23 protein-coding genes are annotated in these 21,791 nt (G+C 73.3%); 6 read left to right on the forward strand and 17 right to left on the reverse strand.

Translation table 11 applies throughout. The features are described from left to right. Positions 1-35: 35 nt before the first annotated feature. Complete coding sequence (locus tag OO54_RS48295) at positions 36-170, forward strand: hypothetical protein (protein ID WP_267888964.1); 135 nt, start codon at positions 36-38, stop codon at positions 168-170. Between the two features lies 1 nt (position 171). Beyond that, positions 172-1,239, forward strand: a complete 1,068-nt coding sequence (locus OO54_RS12860) for an ADP-ribosylglycohydrolase family protein (RefSeq protein ID WP_033202970.1) — start codon at positions 172-174, stop codon at positions 1,237-1,239. An 8-nt stretch (positions 1,240-1,247) separates the two neighbouring features. Here the strand turns inward: OO54_RS12860 and OO54_RS12865 are convergent, their stop codons facing one another. Further along, positions 1,248-1,451 (reverse strand): type II toxin-antitoxin system VapB family antitoxin, encoded by a 204-nt coding sequence (locus OO54_RS12865; RefSeq protein WP_026057769.1) that lies wholly within the window; start codon positions 1,449-1,451, stop codon positions 1,248-1,250. Between the two features lie 62 nt (positions 1,452-1,513). On the opposite strand from OO54_RS12865, the gene OO54_RS12870 reads away from it, so the two are divergent. Beyond that, positions 1,514-2,233 (forward strand): SIR2 family NAD-dependent protein deacylase, encoded by a 720-nt coding sequence (locus OO54_RS12870; RefSeq protein WP_017236806.1) that lies wholly within the window; start codon positions 1,514-1,516, stop codon positions 2,231-2,233. A gap of 39 nt (positions 2,234-2,272) precedes the next feature. On the opposite strand, the gene OO54_RS12875 is transcribed toward OO54_RS12870, so the two are convergent. From OO54_RS12875 to OO54_RS12900, 6 genes are all read right to left on the reverse strand, one after another. Further along, a complete protein-coding gene (locus OO54_RS12875) occupies positions 2,273-2,776 on the reverse strand; it encodes a methylated-DNA--[protein]-cysteine S-methyltransferase (RefSeq protein WP_033202971.1) in 504 nt (167 codons plus the stop codon). A gap of 6 nt (positions 2,777-2,782) precedes the next feature. Next, positions 2,783-4,270, reverse strand: coding sequence for an AlkA N-terminal domain-containing protein (locus OO54_RS12880; protein ID WP_033202972.1), 1,488 nt, complete (start codon positions 4,268-4,270; stop codon positions 2,783-2,785). Between the two features lie 93 nt (positions 4,271-4,363). After that, positions 4,364-5,125, reverse strand: coding sequence for a metallophosphoesterase (locus OO54_RS12885; protein ID WP_033202973.1), 762 nt, complete (start codon positions 5,123-5,125; stop codon positions 4,364-4,366). Between the two features lie 113 nt (positions 5,126-5,238). Further along, positions 5,239-5,859, reverse strand: coding sequence for an L-threonylcarbamoyladenylate synthase (locus OO54_RS12890; RefSeq protein ID WP_033202974.1), 621 nt, complete (start codon positions 5,857-5,859; stop codon positions 5,239-5,241). Positions 5,860-5,868: 9 nt separating this feature from the next. Continuing rightward, a complete protein-coding gene (locus tag OO54_RS12895) occupies positions 5,869-7,272 on the reverse strand; it encodes a phytoene desaturase family protein (protein ID WP_033202975.1) in 1,404 nt (467 codons plus the stop codon). An 80-nt stretch (positions 7,273-7,352) separates the two neighbouring features. Continuing rightward, positions 7,353-8,189: an inositol monophosphatase family protein gene (locus tag OO54_RS12900; RefSeq protein WP_033202976.1), complete on the reverse strand. Its 837-nt coding sequence runs from the start codon at positions 8,187-8,189 to the stop codon at positions 7,353-7,355. A 226-nt stretch (positions 8,190-8,415) separates the two neighbouring features. Here OO54_RS12900 and OO54_RS12905 point away from each other — a divergent pair, with 226 nt between their 5' ends. Further along, complete coding sequence (locus OO54_RS12905; protein WP_033202977.1) at positions 8,416-9,225, forward strand: serine protease; 810 nt, start codon at positions 8,416-8,418, stop codon at positions 9,223-9,225. Here the strand turns inward: OO54_RS12905 and OO54_RS12910 are convergent. The 8 genes from OO54_RS12910 to OO54_RS12945 all read right to left on the reverse strand — a co-directional run bounded on the left by OO54_RS12910 (position 9,179) and on the right by OO54_RS12945 (position 18,053). Then, complete coding sequence (locus OO54_RS12910) at positions 9,179-10,732, reverse strand: NCS1 family nucleobase:cation symporter-1 (RefSeq protein WP_033202978.1); 1,554 nt, start codon at positions 10,730-10,732, stop codon at positions 9,179-9,181. The two genes, OO54_RS12905 and OO54_RS12910, sit on opposite strands and share 47 nt — an antisense overlap. A 197-nt stretch (positions 10,733-10,929) precedes the next feature. Continuing rightward, positions 10,930-11,934, reverse strand: a complete 1,005-nt coding sequence (locus tag OO54_RS12915; RefSeq protein ID WP_033202979.1) for a TIGR03842 family LLM class F420-dependent oxidoreductase — start codon at positions 11,932-11,934, stop codon at positions 10,930-10,932. A 10-nt stretch (positions 11,935-11,944) separates the two neighbouring features. Further along, positions 11,945-13,348, reverse strand: a complete 1,404-nt coding sequence (hydA, locus tag OO54_RS12920) for a dihydropyrimidinase (RefSeq protein ID WP_033202980.1) — start codon at positions 13,346-13,348, stop codon at positions 11,945-11,947. Between the two features lie 43 nt (positions 13,349-13,391). Continuing rightward, a complete protein-coding gene (locus OO54_RS12925; RefSeq protein WP_033202981.1) occupies positions 13,392-14,672 on the reverse strand; it encodes an aspartate aminotransferase family protein in 1,281 nt (426 codons plus the stop codon). Continuing rightward, positions 14,669-15,511: a nitrilase-related carbon-nitrogen hydrolase gene (locus OO54_RS12930; RefSeq protein WP_033202982.1), complete on the reverse strand. Its 843-nt coding sequence runs from the start codon at positions 15,509-15,511 to the stop codon at positions 14,669-14,671. The genes OO54_RS12925 and OO54_RS12930 overlap by 4 nt, the downstream gene beginning before the upstream one ends. 255 nt (positions 15,512-15,766) lie before the next feature. Further along, positions 15,767-17,134: a hypothetical protein gene (locus OO54_RS12935; RefSeq protein WP_051786893.1), complete on the reverse strand. Its 1,368-nt coding sequence runs from the start codon at positions 17,132-17,134 to the stop codon at positions 15,767-15,769. A 90-nt stretch (positions 17,135-17,224) separates the two neighbouring features. Next, a complete protein-coding gene (locus tag OO54_RS12940; RefSeq protein WP_033202984.1) occupies positions 17,225-17,605 on the reverse strand; it encodes a PPOX class F420-dependent oxidoreductase in 381 nt (126 codons plus the stop codon). A gap of 46 nt (positions 17,606-17,651) precedes the next feature. After that, a complete protein-coding gene (locus OO54_RS12945; protein WP_078905175.1) occupies positions 17,652-18,053 on the reverse strand; it encodes a winged helix-turn-helix transcriptional regulator in 402 nt (133 codons plus the stop codon). A gap of 60 nt (positions 18,054-18,113) precedes the next feature. Here OO54_RS12945 and OO54_RS12950 point away from each other — a divergent pair, with 60 nt between their 5' ends. Then, entirely contained in the window at positions 18,114-18,791 is a 678-nt protein-coding gene (locus OO54_RS12950) for an NAD(P)-dependent oxidoreductase (protein ID WP_051786894.1), read from the forward strand. A gap of 27 nt (positions 18,792-18,818) precedes the next feature. On the opposite strand, the gene OO54_RS12955 is transcribed toward OO54_RS12950, so the two are convergent. Next, entirely contained in the window at positions 18,819-19,070 is a 252-nt protein-coding gene (locus tag OO54_RS12955) for a helix-turn-helix domain-containing protein (protein ID WP_017236823.1), read from the reverse strand. Positions 19,071-19,102: 32 nt separating this feature from the next. Between OO54_RS12955 and map the strand changes: the two genes are divergently transcribed. After that, entirely contained in the window at positions 19,103-19,870 is a 768-nt protein-coding gene (map, locus tag OO54_RS12960; RefSeq protein WP_033202985.1) for a type I methionyl aminopeptidase, read from the forward strand. Between the two features lie 93 nt (positions 19,871-19,963). Here map and ggt read toward each other — a convergent pair whose 3' ends face one another. After that, positions 19,964-21,694: a gamma-glutamyltransferase gene (gene ggt, locus OO54_RS12965; protein WP_245236722.1), complete on the reverse strand. Its 1,731-nt coding sequence runs from the start codon at positions 21,692-21,694 to the stop codon at positions 19,964-19,966. Positions 21,695-21,791 lie beyond the last annotated feature (97 nt).

A 21,791-nucleotide genomic window follows, 5' to 3' on the forward strand; every position in this document is an offset into this window, starting at 1 on the left:
TGATAAGGCGATATTCCGTACCATAGTGGTGTCACATGAGTACGGAACCTCTCGATCGGGCCCCGCGCGAGCGGCCCTGGGCGGCGATGACCGGGCAGGGTGGCGACCATCGCCTGCGCCGGGCCGGGAGGGCCCGTACCGAGGCGGAGCCTCGCGAGGGCGAGGGCTGACGTGGACTTCTCGTACGACGTGCTCGCGGACCGGATCCTGGGCGGCTGGACGGGCCGGATCGCGGGGAACGTGCTCGGCAAGCCGGTGGAGCGCGGGGACCACTGGACCCGGGACCGCATCGACGCGTACCTGCGGCTGACGGACGCGCTGCCGCTGACGGACTACCTGCCGCCCCCGCCGCCCGGGGCGACCGGCTTCGAGCTGCGGCCCGAGTGGCCGAGGTGCGTGCGCGGCGGGGTCGACGGCAGCTGCCGGGACGACGACGTCGACTGGTCGGTGCTCGGGCTGCACCTCCTGGAGACGCGTGGTTTCGGGTTCACGACCGAGCAGCTCGGCGAGGAGTGGCTGGCGCGGCTGCCGTACCTGCAGACGTTCACGGCCGAGCGGGTCGCGTACCGGAACCTCGCGAACGGGCTGCGGCCGCCGTTGACGGCCACGTACGACAATCCGTACCAGGAATGGATCGGCGCCCTGATCCGGGCCGACGTCTACGGCTGGACCTGTCCGGGCGATCCGCGCCGGGCCGCCTCGCTGGCCCGCCGGGACGCGGTCCTCTCGCACACCGGGAACGGCGTGTACGGGGCGATGTGGGCGGCCGCGCTGGTCGCCGCCGCCTTCACCGCGCCCGATGTCCGCTCCGTCCTGGAGGCGGGCCTGGAGCGGATCCCGGCGAGCAGCCGGCTCGCCCGGACCGTGCGGGGGGCGATCGCCCTGTACGAGTCCGGGCTCGGCTGGTCCGACGCGCTGGACGAGCTGGCGGAGCGGACGGCGGGGCTCGGCTGGATCCACACCGTCCCGAACGCGGCCGTCCTGACCGCCGGACTCCTGTACGGCGAGGGGGACTTCACCCGCACGATCGCGCTGACCGTGCGCGGCGGCCTCGACACGGACTCCAACGGCGCGACGGCGGGCTCGGTGGCCGGGGTGATGTGCGGGGCGGCCTCGATTCCGCCGCAATGGAAGGAGCCCCTGCGGGACCGTGTGGACAGCGCGGTGTTCGGCTTCGACGGCGTCCGGATCAGCGAACTGGCCCGGCGGACCCTGCGGTTGGCGGTGCCGTCGGCGTGAGGGGCGGGTCAGCCCTGCGGGGGCTCCGGCGGGACGATCTCGCCGGTGCGGTGGGGCTCGTCGCGGCCGGCGACCCGGGCTTCGGTGCGGTGCCCCCGCGCGATGTAGTCGCGGACGACGGCCTCCACCGCGTCCTGCGGGTTGCCGATGCCCGCCAATACCATGACTTCCACGACGAGTTCGGCGTCGAGCGCGATGTTCACCTTGGCCATGCCGGGAACGTACACCGGAAAACCCGTTCGCGGAGCGGATTGCCCGTGCCTAGGGTCGTCCCATGACGATGGTCGCGATTCTCAGCGGAGCCGGTATCTCGACTGACTCGGGCATCCCGGACTACCGGGGGCCGAACGGGGTCTGGCGGCGGGACCCCGAGGCGGAGCGGCTCGTCACCTACGGGCCGTACATGGAGGATCCGGAGATCCGCCGCCGCTCGTGGCGGATGCGGCTCGACGGTCCGGTGCTGCGGGCCGAGCCGAACGTGGCGCACCGGGCGATCGCGGCGTACGAGCGGTCGAGCGGCCACGCGCTGCGGGTGATCACGCAGAACGTGGACGGGCTGCACCAGGCCGCCGGGGTGCCCGAGCGGAAGGTCCTCGAACTGCACGGCTCGGCGCGGTCGGTGGTGTGCACGGCGTGCCACGCCCGTTCGTCGATGGCGGAGGCGCTCGACCGGGTGCGGGCCGGCGAGGACGACCCGGCGTGCCGGGTGTGCGGCGGGATCCTGAAGTCGGCGACGGTCATGTTCGGGCAGCGGCTCGATCCGGTGCTGCTCGGCCAGGCGATGTCGATCGCCAAGGCCGCCGAGGTGTTCGTCGCGGTCGGCAGCAGCCTCCAGGTCCAGCCGGCGGCCTCCCTCGCGGGGATCGCCGCCGAGCACGGCGCCCGCCTGATCATCGTGAACGCCGAGCCCACCCCGTACGACCCCGTCGCCGACGAGGTCGTACGCGAGCCGATCGGCACGGCGCTTCCCGCGCTGCTCGACCGGCTCCGGTAGGGACCCCTGGGGGTGCCTTGCCGATCGGGCGGGGCACCCCTAGAAGAGGCCGGCGGGCTCTCCCGTTCCCGACTCGAAGGCGAGGAGGCGCTGCTTGCGGTCGAGGCCGCCGCCGTAGCCGGTGAGGCTGCCGCCCGCGCCGATCACCCGGTGGCAGGGGACGATGATGCTGACGGGGTTCTTGCCGTTGGCGAGGCCCACCGCCCGGGAGGCCCCGGGGTTGCCGAGCTCCTCGGCGAGTTCGCCGTACGTCCGGGTCTCGCCGTACGGGATGCGGAGCAGCTGGTCCCAGACGCGCAGCTGGAACAGGGTGCCCACGAGGTTCAACCGCAGGTCGAACGAGGTGAGTTCGCCCGCGAAGTAGGCGTCGAGCTGGCGGATCGCCTCGCCGAAGGGGCGTGGGTCGGACTCGCCGAAGGTCTCCTCGGGGGGCCGGTGGCGCTGGCCGGTCATGTGGACGCGGCTGAGGACGCCGTCGACGGCGACGAGCGTCAGCGGGTCGTACGGGCTGTCGACGACGGTGTGCCGGATGGTGGGGGCCATGGCCGTTCAGTGTCCTTCGCTGGGCAGGTGGTTGATCGGGTGGTCGTCGGTCGCCCAGAGGTACTGGACGGCGTAGGCGCGCCACGGGCGCCAGTGCGCGGCGCGGGCGACGAGGGCGGCCGGGGTGCCGGGCAGGCCGAGTCCTTCGGCGGCACGGCGGACGCCGAGGTCGCCGGGGAGGAAGGCGTCGGGGTCTCCGAGCGCCCGCATGGCGATGATCTCGGTCGTCCACGGGCCGAAGCCGGGCAGGGCGAGCAGCCGTGCGCGGGCCTCCTCGCGGTCGTCGGCGGGGCCGAGGGTGAGCGAGCCGTCGGCGAGCGCCCCGACCAGGGTGAGCAGGGTGGTGCGGCGGCTGCGCGGCAGGGCGAGGGTGTCGGGGTCGAGGGCGGCGAGCGCCTCGGGGTCCGGGAAGAGGTGGGTGAGGCCGCCCTCGGGGTCCTCGACGGGGACGCCGTGCGCGGCGACGAGCCGGGCGGCGTGGGTGCGGGCGGCTGCGGTGGAGACCTGCTGGCCGAGGACGGCCCGTACGGCGAACTCGGCGGGGTCGACGCTTCCGGGCACCCGGCGGCCTGGCGCCTTGTCGACGAGCGGTGCGAGCAGCGGGTCGGCGCGCAGCCGTTCGTCGACGGCGACGGGGTCGGCGTCGAGGTCGAGGAGCCGTCGGCAGCGGCTGATCGCGTGGGCGAGGTCGCGGGGGTCGGTCAGGGACAGTCGGCAGGCGATGTGGTCGGCGCGGGGGGCGAGGGCGACGATGCCGTGCCCGTACGGGAGGCTCAGCGTGCGCCGGTAGGCGCCGTCGCGCCACTCCTCGACGCCGGGGACGGCGGTGGCGGCGAGGTGGCCGAAGAGGTTGGAGGGCTCCAGCGGGGCGCGGAACGGCAGCCGGAGGCTGATCACGCCGGGAGTGGCGGACGCCTCGGCCGGTGACCGGCGGGCGGCGCGGGCGCGGAGGTCGCCGGGGGTGAGGGCGAAGACCTCGCGGACGGTGTCGTTGAAGGTGCGGATGGAGGAGAAGCCGGCCGCGAAGGCGACCTGCCCCAGCGGCATCGACGTCGTCTCGATGAGCACCCGGGCGGTCTGGGCGCGCTGGGCGCGTGCGAGGGCGAGGGGTCCTGCGCCCAGTTCGGCGAGGAGCTGGCGCTCGATCTGGCGGGTGGACCAGCCGAGGCGCCGGGCGAGCCCGGGGACGCCTTCCCGGTCGACGACCCCGTCCTGGATGAGGCGCATGGCGCGGGCGACGGCGTCGGCCCGGACGTTCCACTGGGGTGAGCCGGGGCTGGTGTCGGGCCGGCACCGCTTGCAGGCCCGGAAGCCGGCGCGCTGGCAGGAGGCGGCGCTGGGGTGGAACTCCATGTTCTGGGGCTTGGGCGGGACGGCCGGGCAGCTGGGCCGGCAGTAGATCCGGGTGGTGCGGACGGCGGTGAAGAACACGCCGTCGAAGCGGGCGTCCTTCGACTGGACGGCCCGCACGCAGCGCTCGGTGTCGGTGTGCATGCCTCCAGGATCGGGGACGGACGGCTCGCGGGCTGGCGAGAAAACGACACGGTCGTCCGGCCCCGTTCCCGGGGGCGTGCTGCGGCCGGGCCGTCAGACGGTGACGGTCCGGTAGTGGGTGGTCAGCCGGCCGTCGTCGCCCAGGACGTGGAAGGCGAGGCCCGGCGGGAGGGCGAGGTGGACGTTCTCGTCGTCGCTCGGGTTCTCCCAGGGCAGCCGGAGGGTGGAGACGACGCCCGGTGCGACCAGCAGCGGGCGCCCGGCGAAGGTGGTGGCGGCGGCCGTGTGGGCGTGCCCGGCGAGGAACGCGGTGAGGTGGGGGTGGCGGTCGGCGAGCGCGGCGAGCCGCTCCTCGCCGAACTGGCGGATGCCGTCGACGTACGGGGTGTGCAGCGGTACGGGCGGGTGGTGGAAGCCGACGAGCACGGGCACCTCGTGCGGGGTGTCGGCGAGGACGCCGTCCAGCCACTCCAGCGTCTCGTCCTCCAGGTACCCGTCGTCCTCGCCGGGGACGGAGGAGTCGCAGAGGGCGATCACGAAGCCCTCGCCCCGCAGCACCTGGTTGACGGGCGCGTCCGGGCGCACTCCGGTGCCCTCCGGGAGGAGGCTCTTGCGGAAGTCCGCGCGGACGTCGTGGTTCCCGGGGCAGACGAGCAGCGGGTGCCGGGAGACGAGCAGATCCCGCGCGATGGCGTATCCGTCCGGGCTCCCGAGGTCGGCGATGTCCCCGGTGACGAGGACGGCCGCGAGGTCGTACGGGAGTTCCTCCAGGTACCGCATGACCGCCCGGGTGCGGGCGGCGCTGCGCGGGTCCACGTCGACATGGATGTCGCTGACATGGGCGATGACGATCACGTGACTCTGTCCTCCGTCGGTCCGGGTGAGCGGATGCCGCCTCGACCGTACGGTGATCAAGGTCCGTTCCGTAAGGGCCGCCGTGCGGGTGGTGGCGCGTTCCCGGCGTCGTCCTACTCGAACCGCGTGGTGTCCCCGGCTCCTCGGCGCACGATCTCGGGCTCGCCGCCGGAGAAGTCGACGACGGTGGTCGGTTCGGTCCCGCACTCGCCGGAGTCGAGCACCGCGTCGACCTGGTGGTCGAGGCGCTCCTTGATCTCCCAGCCCTGGGTGAGCGGTTCGGCCTCGTCGGGCAGGAGCAGGGTGCTGGAGAGGAGCGGCTCGCCGAGTTCGGCGAGGAGCGCCTGGGTGACGACGTGGTCGGGGATGCGCACGCCGACCGTCTTCTTCTTGGGGTGGAGCAGCTGGCGGGGCACCTCCTTGGTGGCGGGGAGGATGAAGGTGTACGCGCCGGGCGTGGACGCCTTCACCGCGCGGAACACGTCGTTGTCGATCTGCACGAGCTGGCCCAGCTGGGCGAAGTTCTGGCACATCAGCGTGAAGTGGTGCCGGTCGTCGAGGTCGCGGATCGCGCGGATGCGACTGATGCCGTCACGACTGCCGAGCCGGGTGCCGAGCGCGTAGCAGGAGTCGGTCGGGTACGCGACGAGCGCCCCGTTCCGGATGGAGTCGGCGACCGCGCTGATCGTGCGGTGCTGGGGGTTGTCGGGGTGGACGTCGAAGTACTTGGCCATGGGGGCAGTCTATTTTCGCAGCCGCCGCCATACGGCCTTCGCCGCGTTGTGACCGGACATGCCGTGCACGCCGGGTCCCGGCGGGGTGGCCGAGGAGCAGAGGAAGACCGCCGGGTGCGGGGTGGCGTAGGGGCGCAGGGACAGGGTGGGGCGCAGCAGGAGCTGGAGGCCGCGGGCGGCGCCGCAGGCGATGTCGCCGCCGACGTAGTTGGCGTTGCGCGCGGCGAGTTCGGGCGGTCCGGCGGTGGCGCGGGCGAGGACGCGGTCGCGGAAACCGGGGGCGAAGCGCTCGATCTGACGCTCGATCGCCTCGGTGAGGTCGCCGCGCCAGCCGTTGGGCACGTGGCCGTAGGCCCAGAAGACGTGCTTGCCCTCGGGGGCGCGGGACGGGTCGACGAGGCTGGGCTGCGCCGTGATGAGGAAGGGGGCGTCGGGGGCGGTGCCGGAAGAGGCCTCGCGCAGCGCGGTGTCGATCTCGCCGGCGGTGGGGCCGATCTGGACGGTGCCGGCGCGCCGGGGTTCCTCGGCGGTCCACGGTACGGGACCGTCCAGGGCGTAGTCGATCTTGAAGACGCTCGCGCCGTACTTGTAGTGGTCGTAGTGTCCCCCGAAGCCGGCGATCCGGGCGAGCGCGGTCGGCGAGGTGTCGAAGACGTAGGCGCGGGCCGGCGGCAGGTCGTCGAGGCGCTTGACCTCGAAGTCGGTGTGGACGGCGCCGCCGAGGTCCTTGAGGTACGCGGCGAGGGCGTCGGAGATCGACTGCGAGCCGCCCCGGGGCATGGGCCAGCCGCCCGCGTGCGCGGCGAGCGCGAAGACCAGGCCGACGGCGCCGGTGGCGAAACCGCCCAGCGGGGCGATGACATGGCCGACGAGCCCGGCGAACAGCGCGCGGGCCTTCTCGTCCCGGAACCTTCGCATCAGCCAGGTGGAGGGCGGCAGACCGGCGAGGCCGAAGCGGGCGAGGGTGACCGGGTCGCGGGGCAGCGCGGTGAGCGGCAGCTGCATGAAGTCCTTGGCCAGGGTGTCCCACTTGTCGACGAACGGGGCGACGAGCCGGCGGTACGTCCCCGCGTCGCGCGGCCCGAAGGAGGCGGCGGTCTCGGCGACGGAGCGGGCGAGGACGGCGGCGGTGCCGTCGTCCCAGGGGTGGGCCATGGGCAGTTCGGGGTGCAGCCACTCCAGGCCGTACCGGTCGAGCGGCATCGTCTTGAAGACGGGCGAGCCGACGCCGAGCGGGTGTACGGCGGAGCAGGGGTCGTGCCGGAACCCGGGGAGTGTCAGCTCCTCGGTCCTGGCGCCGCCGCCGACGGTCGACTCGGCCTCGAACAAGGCGACCGAGAAGCCGCGCCTGGCCGACTCCACGGCAGCGGTCAGTCCGTTGGGCCCCGCCCCCACGACGACAACATCGAGCATCGACGTCCTGTTCGTCACCTTCGGACTCCTTCGTCAGCCGATGCCAAGGTCCCCAGGATAGGCCGGTGGCCCGACCGGGCTCACAGCCCCCCGAGGAGTCCCCGGATCCGCTCCGCGGTCGCCGCGTCCCGGGCGGCGGTGAACGGCAGCGCGTTGCCGCCGGTGACGCGGAACCGCTCCCCCGCGACCGTCGTGTCCGCACCGCCCGCCTCGGCGACGAGGAGCAGTCCGGCGGCGTGGTCCCAGGCGTACTCCCAGCTGAACGCGACGGCGTCGAGCGCTCCTCGCGCCACGGCGAGGTACTCGAGCCCGGCGGAGCCGCACGGGCGGCGGCGCACGCCCTCCGTGTCCAGGCTCAGCAGGGCGCGCTTCTGCTCGGGCGTCGTGTAGTCCGGGTGCGAGGTGGCGACCTCCAGGACCGCGCCGGGGTCGGGTGATCCGGACCGCAGCGGCCGCCCGTCGAGGGTGGCCCCGCGGCCGCGCACCGCGACGGCGAACTCCTCCAGGGCCGGGGCGAAGGTCCAGGAGGCGAGGACCTCGCCGTGGCGGGCCAGCGCCACGAGGGTGCAGAAGGCGGGGTCGCCGTGGACGAACTGGCGGGTGCCGTCGACGGGGTCGACGATCCACACCGGCGCGTCGCCGCGCAGCGCGTCGCAGACGGCCGGGTCGGCGTGCACGGCCTCCTCGCCCACCACGACGGAGCCGGGCAGCAGTGCGGTCAGGGAGGCGGTGAGATGGGCCTCCGCGGCCCGGTCGGCCACCGTGACCAGGTCGTGCGGCCCGTTCTTCTCCACGATCTCGTCGGCGGCGAGCTGCCGGAACCGCGGCATGATCTCGGCGGCGGCCGCCTTGCGGACCGCCTCCTCCACCTCGCCCGTGCCACCGCCGAGGACGTGCTCAAGGAAGTCTCCGATCATGTCCCCAGCTAAGCACGGCCCTCTGACATCCGGAACGCCGCTCCGGCCACCCCCCGTTCACCCGGCCGACCGCCCCCGGCACCGGTCGCGGCGTCAACCGGCCGTGACCGGGGTGGGCCTTGATCGTTGACGAGCAGGTGGGCCGGGCCGCGCGCGGGGACGGGTAGAGGAAACGTCTCGGCAGTGCGCGGGCCCGGGGTCGTGTGGTCGACGGGTCGGAGGGTCGATGGGTTGGACGAGGAAGGTCGCCGCGGCGCTCGCGGGGGCTGCGGCCGGGGTGTGGATGCTGGGGACGGGGCCGGCGGAGGGGATCGTGGGCGGGCAGGAGGCCAGGCCGCACCAGTACCCGTACATGGCGGGTCTGGTGGATCTGGAGGAGAGGAGGGTGATGTGCGGCGGGGCGCTGATCGGGGAGCGGTACGTGGTGACGGCGGCGCACTGTGTGACGGGGTCGTACAGCCGTACGGAGCGGGTGGGCGTCCTGCTCGGCGAGCATGACCTGGCGTCGCGGGAGGACAGCCCGAACGCGGTGATGGCGGCCGCCGCCCGGATGATCGTGCATCCGGAGTACGACCCGGAGAGCCAACGGAACGACATCGCCCTCGTCCGGCTGGCCGAGCCGGTCGCGTTCGGCCGGGACGTGCGTCCGGTCGCCCTGCCCGCCTCGTTCGCCCGGGGGGCCTTCGACCACACGCGGGTCGAAGCGCCGGGCTGGGGCGCCACCTCGTTCGGCGGGCCCACCTCGGACGTCCTGCGGACGGTGACGCTCGAGACGATGAGCAATCCGGTGTGCGGGACCCGGGGGATGCCGCAGGTCACCCCGGCACAGTTGTGCACGTACGCGCCGGGGCGCGACACCTGCCGGTACGACTCCGGCGGACCGCTGGTGCACACGGTCGCGCGGAAGCCGTACCTGGTCGGCCTGGTCTCGTACGGGAAGGGGTGCGCGACCGACACTCCGGCGGTGAACACCCGCGTGTGGTCGTACCTCAGCTGGATCGAGCGGACGACCGGGCGGACGCCCCGCGCCTCATGAGGACGGTGTGGAGGACCAGGGAGGCGACGAGACCGACGGCCCAGCCGTAGTCGGCGAGGGGCTTGAGGAAGGGGATGAGGCCGTCCTCGGGGAAGGGGCCGGTGCCGGGGGCCGAGTGGGAGCCGCCGACGGCGAGGACGCCGCCGACCGCGAAGGCGAGCACCGCCGCCGGGTTCCAGCCTCCGCGGTACCAGTAGGGGCCGTCGGCGCGGTAGAGCCCGTCGAGGTCGAGGACGGTGCGGCGGACGAGCCAGTAGTCGGCGATGAGGATGCCGGCGACCGTGCCGAGGAGTCCGCCGACCAGGCCGAGCCAGGTGAAGATGTACAGCTCGGGGGTGGCGGTGAGCTTCCACGGCATGATGAGCACGCCCACGACGCCGGTGATCAGCGCGCCCGTACGGAAGTTCACCAGCTTCGGCGCCAGGTTGGCGAGGTCGTAGGCCGGGGACACGACGTTCGCCGCGATGTTCACCGACAGGGTGGCGACGAGGACGGTGACCAGGGCGAAGAGGAGCCCGAAGACGCTGTCGGTCTTGGCGGCGAGCGCCACCGGGTCCCAGACGGGCGCCCCGTACACGGCCTGCGAGCCCGAGGTGACGAGCACCGAGAGCAGCGCGAACAGGGTCATGGTGGTGGGCAACCCGAGGCTCTGGCCCAGGACTTGCGAGCGCTGCCCGGCGCCGAAGCGGGTGAAGTCCGGGATGTTGAGGCTGAGGGTCGCCCAGAAGGCGATCATGCCCATGAGGGCGGGGAAGAAGACGGGCCAGAAGTCGGCGCCCCAGCCGAGCCGCGAGGGCTGGTCGAGGAGGGGTCCGAAGCCGCCCGCCTCGACCGTGATCCATCCGAGGAGGGCGAGCGCGCCGACGATGACGAACGGCGCGGCCCAGTTCTCGAAGCGGCGCAGGGCCTCCATCCCCCGGTAGATGATGGCGAGTTCGAGCACCCAGAAGAGGCCGAAGCAGAGCCAGAGGGTCCACGGCTGACCGCCGATCCGTGCCGCGTCCGCCCAGCCGCTGCCGGCCACCTCCTGGAGGACCTTGTCGAGGAGGACGAAGATGCCCTGCCCGCCGATCCAGGTCTGGATGCCGAACCAGGCGCAGGCGACCCCGGCGCGGATGAGGGCGGGCAGGTTGGCGCCGCGCAGCCCGAACGAGGCGCGGGCGAGGACCGGGAACGGGATGCCGTACTTGGGGCCGGCGTGGCCGGTGAGCAGCATCGGGACCAGGACGACGACGTTGGCGAGGGCGATGGTGAGGACGGCCTGCTTCCAGTCCATGCCGAGGGCGACGAGACCGGAGGCCAGCATCCAGGACGGGATGTTGTGGGCCATGCCGACCCAGAGGGCGGCGAAGTTGTAGGTGGTCCAGCGGCGCTCCGCGAGGGGGACCGGGAGCAGGTCGTCGTTGACGAAGCGGGAATCGGCGGGGGCCGCGCCGGGTGCGAGCTCGACACGGCCGTCGGCGGGACCGGATATGCCGGGTTGACCAGGGGGGACGGTGGCGGTCATGGACGGAACCTTTCGTTCGGGGACGGAACGAGGTCACGTGGGGCGGAAAGGTGTCCGCGGGGGCGCCTGGTGGGTTGCCGGGACCGTTTCGGAGGGGCCGCGCGCCTGACGGTCCGTCGTGCGAGTTCCTTCCCTGACGTCCACGGGAACGGCCGGCCCCCGCCCGCCCGTCGCGGGGGCCGGCCGTTCCCCGGGCCTCACGCGGGGCCGAGGGCCGGGATGACGTCGGAGCCGTACGCGTCGATCGTGGCCTCCTTGGCATCGTGCATGGCGTAGACGGCGAACTGGTCGACGCCCATGTCCCGGAGGCGCCGGAGCTTCTCGACGTGGGCCTCGGCGGGGCCGAGGAGGCAGAAGCGGTCGACGATCTCGTCGGGGACGAAGTCGGTGGACGGGTTGTCGGCGCGGCCGTGGTGGCTGTAGTCGTAGCCGTGCCGGTCCTTGATGTACGCGGTGAGCTCCTCCGGCACCATGCCCGAGTGCTCGCCGTACTTCTCCACCAGGTCGGCGACGTGGTTGCCGACCATGCCGCCGAACCAGCGGCACTGCTCGCGGGCGTGTGCCAGGTCGTCTCCGACGTACGCGGGGGCGGCGACGCAGATGGTGAGGGCGTCGGGGTCGCGGCCGGCGTCGGTGGCCGCCTGGCGGACGGCCTTGACCATCCACTCGGTGAGGAACGGGTCGGCGAGCTGGAGGATGAAGCCGTCGGCCTTCTGGCCGGCGAGGGCGAGGGCCTTGGGCCCGTACGCCGCCATCCACACCGGCAGCTTCCCGTTCTTCACCCACGGGATGCGGATCGGGTTTCCGTCCACCACCGCCTCGCGGCCCTCGGCGAGGTCGCGGATGACGCCGATGGCCTCGCCGAGCCGGGCGAGGGTGTTGGGCCTGCGGCCGGCGACGCGCATGGCGGAGTCTCCGCGGCCGATGCCGCAGACGGTCCGGTTGCCGTACATGTCGTTGAGGGTGGCGAAGGTGGAGGCGGTGACCTCCCAGGTGCGGGTGCCCGGATTCGTCACCATCGGGCCGATGTGGAGCTTGGTGGTGTGTTCGAGGATGCGGCTGTAGATGACGAAGGGTTCCTGCCAGAGCACGGCGGAGTCGAAGGTCCAGCCGTAGCGGAAGCCGTTGCGTTCCGCCCGGCGCATCAGCCCGACGACCTCCGAGGCGGGCGGATCGGTCTGCAGGACGAGTCCGAAGTCCAACGTCGTTCTCCTAGTTCAGGTACTGGCAGGTGGAGCGGGGAGTGAAGGCGCCGTGCCCGGCCCGGCCGGTGAACTTCCTCTGGTCGATGACCGGTTCGCCGCGCGAGAGGACCGTCTCGACCTGTCCGGTGATCGTCTTCCCCTCGTACGCGGAGTAGTCGACGTTCATGTGGTGGGTGGCCGCGGAGATCGTCTGGCGGGCGTGCGGGTCGTAGACGACGATGTCCGCGTCGGCGCCGGGCGCGATCGTCCCCTTCTGCGGGTAGAGGCCGAACATCCGGGCCGGGGTGGCGCAGGCGATCTCGATCCAGCGGCGGCGGGAGATGTGTCCGTCGACGACGGCCTGGTGGAGGAGGTCCATGCGGTTCTCCACGCCGGGCAGGCCGTTGGGGATCTTCGAGAAGTCGCCGCGGCCGAGGTCCTTCTGTCCGGTGAAGCAGAACGGGCAGTGGTCGGTGGAGACCACCTGGAGGTCGTTGGTGCGCAGCCCGCGCCAGAGCGCCGCCTGGTGCTCCTTGGGCCTCAGCGGCGTCGAGCAGACGTACTTGGCGCCCTCGAACCCCGGCTCCGCGAGGTTGTCGGTGGAGAGGAAGAGGTACTGGGGGCAGGTCTCGCCGAAGACGGGGAGGCCCTTGTCGCGGGCGGCGGCGATCTCCGCGACGGCCTCCTCGGCGGAGACGTGGACGACGTAGAGCGGGGACCCGGCGACCCGGGAGAGCTGGATCGCGCGGTGGGTGGCCTCGGCTTCCAGGAGGGCCTTGCGGACCTCGCCGTGGTAGCGGGGGTCGGTCTCGCCGCGGGCGAGGGCCTGTTCGACGAGGACGTCGATGGCGATGCCGTTCTCGGCGTGCATCATGATCAGCCCGCCGTTGTCGGCGGAGCGCTGCATGGCGCGCAGGATCTGCCCGTCGTCGCTGTAGAAGACGCCGGGGTACGCCATGAACAGCTTGAAGGAGGAGATGCCCTCCTGGACGAGCCGGTCCATCTCCTTGAGCGTGTGCTCGTTGACGTCGGAGAGGATCATGTGGAAGGCGTAGTCCACGGCGCAGTTGCCGTCGGCCTTGGCGTACCAGGTGTCGAGTCCTTCGCGGAGGCTGTGGCCGACGCTCTGGACGGCGAAGTCGACGATCGTGGTGGTGCCGCCCCAGGCGGCGGCGCGGGTGCCGGTCTCGAAGGTGTCGGAGGCGAAGGTGCCGCCGAAGGGCAGCTCCATGTGGGTGTGGGCGTCGACGCCGCCGGGCAGCACGTAGCGGTCGGTGGCGTCGATGGTCCGGTCGGCGGTCCAGCCCGCCGCCGTGTCCGAGCCGTGGGCCGCGAGGGCGGCGACGCGGCCGTCCTCGATCAGCACGTCGGCGTGGACTTCGTCGGCGGCGGTCACGACGAGACCGCCCCGGATGAGGGTACGGGTGCTCACTGGACTTCTCCCCTGCCAACTAGAGGGTTCGGAGGGCCTGTTCCTAGAGGGTTCGGAGGGCTTGTTCGAGGATGGCGGCGCCCTCTTCGGCCTCGGAGACCGTGAGCGAGAGCGGTGGGGCGATGCGCAGGGTGCTCGTGTCGTGGCCGCCGCCCTTGCCGATGAGCAGTCCGCCTTCGCGGGCGGCCTCCAGGATCGCGGCGGCCGCGTCCGGGTTGGCCCGTTCGGTGTCCGGCTCGGTCAGCTCGATGCCGATCATGAGGCCGCGGCCGCGGACCTCCCGCACCTCCGGGACGCCGGCGCAGGCGGCCCGGACGCGTTCGATGAGGAGGCCGCCGACGCGCCGGGCGTTGCCCTGGAGGTCGTGTTCCAGGAGGTACGAGAGGTTGGCGAGCCCGGCGGCCATGGTGACCGGCGAGCCGCCGAAGGTGGAGATGGAGTTGGCGTCGAGGCAGTTCATGATCTCGGCGCGGGCGACGACTCCGCCGACGGACATGCCGTTGCCGATGCCCTTGGCGAAGGTGAGGACGTCGGGCGGCCCGGCCTGGCCGTGGGCCTGCCAGCCCCAGAAGTGTTCGCCGGTGCGGCCCCAGCCGGTCTGCACCTCGTCGGCGATCCAGAGGATGCCGTGCCGGTCGAGGACGCGGCGGAAGGCCGCGTACAGGCCGTCGGGCGGCGAGGTGAAGCCGCCGACGCCCTGGATCGGTTCGGCGATGAGGGCGGCGACCTCCCGGGTGTGGCCGAGGAGGTCCTCGAGGTCGGCGACGCAGGCCTCGACGAACCGCTCGTCGGTGTACTGGGCGAACGGGCCGCGGGTGCGGACGCCGCCGTGCACGTACAGCGTCTGGAGCGGGGAGAGGCCGGTGGGCGACCAGGCGCGGTTGCCGGTGATGCCGACGGTGGAGAAGGAGCGGCCGTGGTAGCTGTTCCGCATGGCCAGGATCTGGTTCGAGCGGCGGTACGCGGTGGCGAGGAGGAGGGCCGTGTCGTTGGCCTCGGTGCCGGAGGTGGTGAAGAAGACGCGGGCGTCGGGGATGCCGGAGAGGCCGGCGATCCGCTCGGCGAGCTCCACCATGGGCCGGTTGAGGTAGAGCGTCGAGGAGTGGATGATCCGCCCGGCCTGCTCGGCGACGGCCTTGGTGACCTCGGGCAGGGCGTGGGCGGTCATGGTGGTGAGGATGCCGCCGAAGAAGTCGAGGTACCGGCGCCCGTCGGCGTCCCAGACGTGGCGGCCCTCGCCGTGGGTGATCTCGATGGGGTCGCGGTAGTAGAGGGCGACCCAGTCGGGGATGACGGCCCGGTGCCGGGCGAAGAGGCTGCTCACGGCTGCACCAGCCCGTCGTACGCGTCGGGGCGGCGGTCCCGGTAGAAGGCCCACTGTTGGCGCACCTGTTCGATCAGACCGAAGTCCAGGTCGCGGACGACGAGTTCCTCCTCCTTGTCGGAGGCGACGTCGCCGACGAACTGTCCGCGCGGGTCGACGAAGTAGCTGGTGCCGTAGAAGTCGTTGTCGCCGTACTCCTCGATGCCGACGCGGTTGATGGCGGCGACGAAGTACTCGTTGGCGACGGCCGCGGCGGGCTGTTCCAGCTGCCAGAGGTAGGAGGAGAGGCCGCGGTGGGTGGCCGAGGGGTTGTAGACCAACTGCGCTCCGTTGAGTCCGAGTTGGCGCCACCCCTCCGGGAAGTGCCGGTCGTAGCAGATGTAGACCCCGACCCTGCCGACGGCGGTGTCGAAGACCGGCCAGCCGGCGTTCCCCGGGCGGAAGTAGTACTTCTCCCAGAAGCCCTTGACCTGCGGGATGTGGTGCTTGCGGTACTTGCCGAGGTAGCTGCCGTCGGCGTCGATGACGGCGGCGGTGTTGTAGTAGAAGCCCTCGTTCTCGACCTCGAAGACGGGGACCACGATCACCATCCCGGTCTCCCGGGCGAGCTCCCGCATCCGGGAGACGGTGGGGCCGTCGGGGACGGGTTCGGCCCAGCGGTAATGCTCGGGCTCCTGGACCTGGCAGAAGTAGGGGGCGTTGAACACCTCCTGGAAGCCGATCACCTTGGCACCCTGCCGGGCCGCCTCCCGGGCGTGTTCCTCGTGTTTGGCGATCATGGATTCGGTGTCGCCCGTCCAGGTCGCCTGGACGAGCGCGGCGCGTACGACGTCGGTCATGAGCTGCTCCTTCGGCACGGCGTCAGAGAGCCTCTACGCACGTAGACGCGATGCGTAGGAGGAGAACGTAAGCCCCGTCACACCCCGGAGCAAGACCGCCGCCGCGAAGCGGCCGGGTCGATCATGTTTCATACCCGAGTGGTCCACGTCGGACACGTACCGACACGTACGGACCCGTACCGACCCGTACGAAAAAGCCCGCGGCCGGGCCCGTACGGACCCGGCCGCGGGGCGCCCGGTCGGCGCGAACCGCCGTCAGACCCCCGCCAGGCCGGCCACGCGCAGGGCGTGCAGCAGATCGCGCTCGCGGGAGGCGGACACCGCGCGGGCGGCGTCGAGGAGTTGGGGGACGAGGCCGCGCGGGTCCGCGCCCGCGAGGCGGGCCGCGTCCTCGGGGGCGCGGACGCGGACGAAGGCCGTCAGCAGGGCATGCGCCTCGCGGTGGTGGTCCTCGGCACGCAGCGCGGCGCACGCCCCGGCCAGCTCCTCGACGGGCCGGGCCACGCCCTGGCGCAGGAGGTGCTCGCAGTCGGCCGTCCGGCCCGCGTCGGACAGCGCGCCGGCGACGGCGGCGAGCCGGCCCGGCGGCAGCGAGGCGGCCTCCCAGAGCAGGGTGGCCCAGTCGGCGCCGAGCCCGGCCCGGTGCAGCTCCGCCGCGAGGGCGGGCAGCCGCTCGGCCGGTCCGCCGAGCGCCTCGCAGAGCAGGGCGTGCGCCTCGCCGCTACGGCCCTGGGCGCGAAGCCTGCGGAGCGCGTACACCGCGTTGGTCGCGGCCCGGACGACCTCCTCCGAGTCCGGCAGCGGGGCCCGGGGCACGCGGCCCGGCCCGTCGGGTTCGGCCGCGCCTCCGAACCGGGCTCCCCTGGGCGCGGCTCCCCCGGCCGGGAGTACGGGCAGCGGCTCGGGCGCGGTCGCCGCCTCCGGCCCCTCGGCACTCTCCCCCAGCCAGGCGTACCGGGCTCCTCGCGGCCGCCGCTTGACCCTGGGGGCCTTGGCGTCGCCCGTCGGCGGGCCCGCCACGGGGTCTGCCATCGGACCCGGCGCGGCGGCCGCCGGGCCGTCCGGCCGGGTCGGCGCGGCGAGCACCGGGCCGGCGAGGCCGGCCGTGGCCGGCCTCGCCGCCTCCGCCGCCGCCCGGCCGAGCCGGCCCGTCAGTTCGTGGACGCGGGCCACCGCCCTGGCGTGGTCGTCGCGGACCCAGGCGAGGTCGTGCTCCAGACGGGCGGCCTCGTCAGGACCCGGTCCGGGGGACGCGTGGAGGCGTGCGCCGAGGTCGCGGGCGCGGGATTCGGCGTACCGGCGCTCCCGTTCCATCAGGTCCCGGCGTTCGGTGAGCGCGGCCGCTCCGCCGGGCCTGCGGTCGTGGGCGGCGGCGGCCTCCGCGTACAGGGTCCGGCCGCTCGCGGCGAACGGCCCGCCGACGGCCTCACCGGCGTCCTGGAGAAGGGACTCGACGACGTCCCAGGGCAGGAGGTCCGTCCCGTCGAAGCAGGCGCGCAGCCCTTCCGGGTCGCGCTCGGCGAAGACGCCGTACCAGCCGTCGCCGGGCCGGAGACGGGTGGCGAGCTCCGCCAGCCACGCCGTGAACGTGCCGTTCTCCACCGTTGGTTGATACACCGTCATGCGCTACGCACCTGCCCCGCGGTCGACTGGAACCTTCCGGTCCGCGGGTATTGGACCGCAGTCGTGTTACGGGACGACTACGGACCGTTTTCAGAACGTGACGACGATCCCGGTGTGCGGGCGCTTGCCGCGCCGGACGATCATGGCCGGCACGTCGGTCAGCCAGAACTGCCAGCCGTACTTGCGCGACAGCAGGCCCCTGATCCGGCGCAGCTCCTCCCCCTCCACCAGCCGGCCCTCGCCGGTGACCCGCTCGGCCCCCTCGGCGACCTTCCCGCGCACGTCGCACACGACGACCTCGACCCGCGGGTCCTTCCGCAGCCGCTTGACCTTCCACGAGTCGGTGCGGGTCCAGGCGTACAGCTCGGAGCCCTCCACCGCGTACCAGACGGGAGTGGCGACGCCGGTGCCGTCCTTGCGGAAGGTGGTCAGACTGACGTAGCGGCCGCGCCGCAGCTCCTCGGGAATCATGGACCGAAGCGTAGAGCCTCCCCTTTCGGGCGCCCCGCACCCGGGGTCACGCCACGGGGCCGGCCCCCTCGTAGGCGGTACGGGCCTCGCTGATCTCGGGTGCGTGGGCGCGGGCCCAGTCGCAGGCCGTGTCGAGCGGCCCGATGAGGGACCGGCCGAGTGCGGTCAGCGCGTACTCGACGCGCGGCGGGTTCTCGTCGTGGACGGTCCGGGTGAGGAATCCGTCGCGCTCCATGGCGCGGAGGGTCTCGGTGAGGACCTTGGGGGTGATCCAGTGCAGCGGGACCCGCAGCTCGGTGAAGCGGCGGGGCGCTCCGTCCTGGAGGCACCGCAGCACCATCGCCGTCCACTTGCCGCCGACGCGGATGGGCTGGGCCGGGCTCCCGCCGCAGTCGGGGTCGCGGAAGAGACCGGGGTCCAGGGGCTGAGCGGGCGGCGGTTCGATCATGAATTGACGCTAGCCCAGTACCGTTGAAGTAACCAGGGGACCCCGTTCTACGGTCCGGGCATGGACAACGACATCAGCAAGAACGACAACGGCGAACTGCGCATCGTGGTCTTCGGTGCGGGCGGGCGCGTCGGCCGGGCGGCCGTGGCGGAGGCGGTGGCACGCGGCCATCGGGTGACGGCCGTGGTCCGCGACCCGGAGGCGTACCGCGACCTGGAGGGCGAGGGGGTCTCGCTCGTACGGGGAGACGCGACGGACGCGGCCTCGGTGGCGGCGCTGGCGGCCGGCCACGACGCGGCGGTGAACGCGGCGGTCCGCCTCGACGTGCCGTCGGTGGACTTCTTCACGGCGACGGCGAAGGCGCTGGCCGGCGGCCTCGTGGAGGCGGGCGTCGGGCGGCTGCTCACGCTGGGCATCGCGACGACCCTGGAGACCGCGCCCGGGGTGCGGCCGATGGACGCTCCGGACTTCCCGGCGGAGTGGCGGGCCTTCTCGCAGGGGCACGTGGCCGAGTTCGAGCTGCTCACGGCGGGGGTCGGGCCCGAGATCGACTGGCTGATGGTGGTCCCGCCGATGGATCTGGACGCGGAGGCCGAGCGGACGGGGGCGTACCGGACGGAGGTGGGCCGGGTGGTCGACGGTCCCGGCCGCATCGGGCACGCCGATCTGGCGCTCGCGCTCCTGGACGAGATCGAGCGCCCGCGCCACAGCCGCGTGCAGCTGGCCGTCTCCCTCTGACAGTCGCTCCGGGGCAGCCGGGCGGGATCAGACCGGGGCCGGAGCGCAGAGCACGACGAGCTCGTCCATGGACAGGTCGAGGACCCCGGCGAGCGCGGCGACGGTGAAGAAGGCCGGCGTGGGGGCCCGGCCCGTCTCGATCTTGCGGAGGGTCTCGGCGGACAGGCCGGCGGCGGCGGCGATCTCCACCATGGACCGCTCGCCGCGCGCCGAACGGAGGAGGAGGCCGAGCCGCTCGCCGCGCTCGCGCTCTTCTGGGGTCAGGGGTGTGCGCACCATGCCGCCATTCTAATACCGGTATAGTAATTGGCATGGTGGAGATCAAGACGAACGAATCCCTGGCGGCCATGCGCGAGGCGGGACGCGTGGTGGCACGCGCCCTCGCGGCCGTACGCGAGAGGGCGGCGCCCGGCGTCGCGCTGACCGAGCTCGACCGCGCCGCACGAGAGGTCCTGGCCGAGGCGGGGGCCGGCTCGCCCTTCCTCGACTACCACCCGGAGTGGGCGCCGGTGCCGTTCCCGGCCGTCGTGTGCCTCTCCGTGAACGACGCGATCGTGCACGGCATCCCGGGCACGGCCCGGCTGGCCGACGGCGACCTCGTGTCCGTGGACTGCGGCGCCACGCTGGGCGGCTGGGTCGGCGACGCGGCCGTCAGCTTCACGGTCGGCCGCGCCCGGCCCGAGGACACCCGCCTGATCTCGACGGCGGAGCGGGCCCTGGAGGCCGGCATCGCGGCGGCCGTCGTCGGGAACCGCATCGGGGACATCGCGCACGCCGTCGGACGGGTCTGCCGCGACGCCGGATACGGCATCCCCGACGGCTTCGGCGGACACGGCATCGGCCGCACCATGCACGAGGACCCGGGCGTCCCCAACGAGGGACGCCCGGGCCGCGGCATGAAGCTCCGGCACGGCATGGTGCTCGCGATCGAGCCCATGCTCATCGGCGGCGGCACGGACGACCACTACACGGCCCCCGACGGCTGGACCATCCGCACCTCCGACGGCTCCCGCGCCTCCCACGCCGAGCACACGGTCGCCATCACGGACGCCGGCCCTCGCGTCCTCACCGCGCTGTAGCCCCCTAGGGCCTGTCTGACAATTCGCGTCGGATCAGGCCGGGTCGTTCGGTGCGTGCGATCGGCGTGCGGCCGGGGCGCCCTCGTAGCGGAGCTACTGGGGCTGGACGCCGGTCGCCGCGCCGATCTCCGGGTTCTGCCGGAAGCCGTGCCCGATGCCCTCCAGCTGCGCCCTCAGCGGGCTGTTCCACAGGGCGGGTTCGAGTTCGGTGGTGGCCTGGTTTCGCTGGCTGGCGCGGGGCGCGGCGATCGCGTCGACGAGCGGGAGGCCGCGGTCGACGACGCCGGTGAGGGTCTGGAGGACGGTGGTGATGATGGTCGCGCCGCCCGGGGAGCCGAGCGCGAGGACGGGCCGGTCGTGACGGTCGAGGACGATCGTCGGGGAGATCGAGGAGCGCGGCCGCTTGCCCGGTCCCGGCAGGTTCGGGTCGTGCACGGCGGGGTTCGCCGGCGCGAAGGAGAAGTCGGTCAGCTCGTTGTTGAGCAGGAAGCCCCGGCCCGGCACGGTGATCCCGCTGCCGCCCGTGGACTCGATCGTCAGCGTGTAGGCGACGGTGTTGCCCCACTTGTCGGCCACCGTCAGATGGGTCGTGTTCTCGCCCTCGTACGTGGTCGGCGCCGCCGTCCCGCCGCTCGCGCACGGCACCGGGTTCGCGGGGTCGCCGGGCGGGAGCGGGCTGGTCAGGGCCGCGTCGTCGCGGATGAGGCAGGCGCGGGAGTCGGCGTACTCCTGGGAGAGCAGGCCGCGCGTCGGCACGGACTCGAAGGCCGGGTCGCCGACCCAGCGGCCCCGGTCGGCGAAGGCGATGCGGCTGGCCTCGATGAACCGGTGCAGGTACCCGGCCGGGGAGGCGGCGGCGAGGTCGGTGCCCTCCAGGATGTTGAGCGCCTCGCCGACGCTCGTGCCCCCGGAGGACGAGGGCGCCATGCCGTACACGTCGAGCCCGCGGTACGAGACCTTGGTGGGCTTGCGGAACTCGGTGCGGTAGGCGGCGAGGTCACGCTCCGTCAGGTCTCCGGGGCGGACGGTCCGGGTGGCGCCCGCGCGGACCGGGGGCGTACGGACGGTGTCGACGATGTCCCGGGCGAGCGGCCCCCGGTAGAGGGCCCCGACGCCCTCGCGGCCGAGCTTGTCGTACGTGCGCGCCAGGTCGGGGTTCTTGAACGTGGCACCGACGACCGGCAGCTGCCCGCCGGGCAGGAAGAGTTCCGAGGTGGCGGGGAAGTCGCGGAACCGGGCCTCGTTGGCGGCCGTCTGGGCGCGGAAGGTGGCGTCGACGGTGAAGCCGTCGCGGGCGAGCCGTTCGGCGGGTTCGAGAAGGGCGCCGAGCCGTTTGCTGCCCCAGGCGTCCAGCGCGCTCTGCCAGGTGGCGGGGGTGCCGGGGGTGCCGACGCCGAGGCCGCTGGTCTGGCCCTCCTCGAACGGGATGGGCTTGCCGTTCTCCGTGAAGAGGTCCGCGCCGGCGGAGCGGGGCGCGGTCTCGCGGCCGTCGATCGTGTGGACGGTGCGGCTCTTCGCGTCGTAGTACACGAAGTAGCCGCCGCCCCCGATGCCCGCCGAGTAGGGCTCGGTGACGCCGAGGGCGGCCGCGACGGCGACGGCCGCGTCCACGGCGTTGCCTCCCTTGCGGAGCACCTCGACGCCGGCGGCGGAGGCGTCGGCGTCGACACTGGCGACGGCCCCGCCGTACCCGACGGCGACGGGTTCCTTGACGGGTGGCGGCGCGGCGGCCGGCGGGGACGGGGCCGGGGCGGCGGCGCCCATCGAGAGCACCGTCGCCGCGACGGCGAGAGCGGAGACCTTCCCAGCGGCGGAGCGACGCATTCCTACCTCCAGTCAACGACCGTCCGCGCAGCGTAACTTCCCCCCGCCCCTTCCGTCAGGACCGCCTCGAACAAGGGGCCGGTCCGCCGATAGCATG

The sequence above is a fragment of the Streptomyces wedmorensis genome, assembly GCF_000716445.1.
In the GTDB taxonomy this organism is placed as follows: domain Bacteria; phylum Actinomycetota; class Actinomycetes; order Streptomycetales; family Streptomycetaceae; genus Streptomyces; species Streptomyces wedmorensis.